This window comes from Isoptericola sp. NPDC060257, from assembly GCF_042726645.1.
GTDB lineage: Bacteria > Actinomycetota > Actinomycetes > Actinomycetales > Cellulomonadaceae > Isoptericola > Isoptericola nanjingensis.
On the sequence record NZ_JBHXAW010000471.1, the window covers coordinates 1 to 1,717 of the forward strand.

1 protein-coding gene is annotated in these 1,717 nt (G+C 70.1%); it reads right to left on the bottom strand.

The genetic code is table 11. From position 1 onward, the window contains the following. Positions 1-93: 93 nt before the first annotated feature. Entirely contained in the window at positions 94-1,608 is a 1,515-nt protein-coding gene (gene glpK / locus ACFWEK_RS21395; RefSeq protein WP_430547725.1) for a glycerol kinase GlpK, read from the bottom strand. Between the last annotated feature and the right edge of the window lie 109 nt (positions 1,609-1,717).

Genomic DNA, 1,717 nt, shown 5'->3' on the forward strand with positions numbered 1-1,717 from the left:
GACGTATCCCTCCCGAAGTGGAGGGCGCCCTGGCGCCCGTGAACGCGTCCGGGCGAAGCGATGCCGTCCCCTCAGCGACGGCGAGCCGAAGGGCTACTGCACGTCCGCATCAACCCAGTCGAACGTCTTCGTGACCGCCTTCTTCCACGACCGGTATAGCCGCTCGCGCTCGTCCTCGGCCATGGCCGGCGACCAGCGCTTGTCCTCCGCCCAGTTCGCGGTGACGTCCTCCTCGCCCTTCCAGAACCCGACGGCGATGCCGGCGGCGTAGGCGGCGCCGAGCGCCGTCGTCTCGGCGACCTTGGGCCGCACGACGTCGACGCCGAGCTGGTCGGCCTGGAACTGCATGAGCAGCTCGTTCTGGACCATGCCGCCGTCGACCTTGAGCTCGGTGAGGTCGACGCCGGAGTCCTTCTTCATGGCGTCGACGACCTCGCGGGTCTGGAACGCCACGGCCTCGAGCGCCGCGCGGGCGATGTGGTTGCGGTTGACGTACCGGGTGAGGCCGACGAGCGCGCCGCGGGCGTCGGGGCGCCAGTACGGGGCGAACAGGCCGGAGAACGCGGGCACGAAGTACGCGCCGCCGTTGTCCTCGACCTTGCGGGCCAGCCACTCCACGTCGGGGGCGTCCTCGAACATGCCCAGGTTGTCCCGCAGCCACTGGATGAGGGAGCCGGTGACGGCGATGGAGCCCTCGAGGGCGTACACCTGGGGGGCGTCGCCGATCTTGTAGCAGACGGTGGTGAGCAGGCCGTTCTTGCTCGGCACCTTCTCCGTGCCCGTGTTGAGGAGCATGAAGTTGCCGGTGCCGTAGGTGTTCTTCGCGGTGCCGGTCTCGAAGCACGCCTGGCCGAACGTGGCGGCCTGCTGGTCGCCGAGGATGCCGGCGATCGGCACGCCGGGCACGAGGCCGCGGGGGCGGCCCTGCCCGTACACCTCGGAGGAGGAGCGGATCTCGGGCAGCATCGACAGCGGGATGCCCATGTCGGCGGCGATGTCCTCGCGCCAGCTCAGGGTGTCGAGGTCCATCAGCATGGTGCGCGACGCGTTGGTGACGTCGGTGACGTGCACGCCGCCGTCGGGCCCGCCGGTCATGTTCCACAGCACCCAGGTGTCGGTGTTGCCGAACAGCAGGTCGCCCTTCTCGGCGGCCTCGCGCGCGCCCTCGACGTTGTCGAGGATCCACTTCACCTTGGGGCCGGAGAAGTAGGTCGCCAGCGGCAGGCCGACGATCGACTTGTACTTGTCGGCGCCCTCGGAGCCGCCGAGCTCGTCGACGATCGCCTGCGTGCGGGTGTCCTGCCACACGATCGCGTTGTACACCGGCTTGCCGGTGTTCTTGTCCCACACGACGGCGGTCTCGCGCTGGTTGGTGATGCCGATGGCGGCGAGGTCGGTGTGCGCCAGGTTGCCGCGCGTGAGCGCCAGCCCGACGACCTCGCGCACGTTGCTCCAGATCTGCTCGGCGTTGTGCTCGACCCAGCCCGCCCTGGGGAAGATCTGGTCGTGCTCGAGCTGGCCGGTGGAGACGATCCGGCCGGAGTGGTCGAAGACGATGGCACGCGAGCTCGTCGTGCCCTGGTCGATGGCGAGGACGTAGTCAGCCATGGGGGTTGCCCTTCACGTCGGTGTGGGTGGTGCGGGGTGCCGGGCGGGGCCGGCGGCCCCGGCCGCGGGGGGGGTAAGGGGTTTACGGTAACCCCGGGGGCGGTGGCGT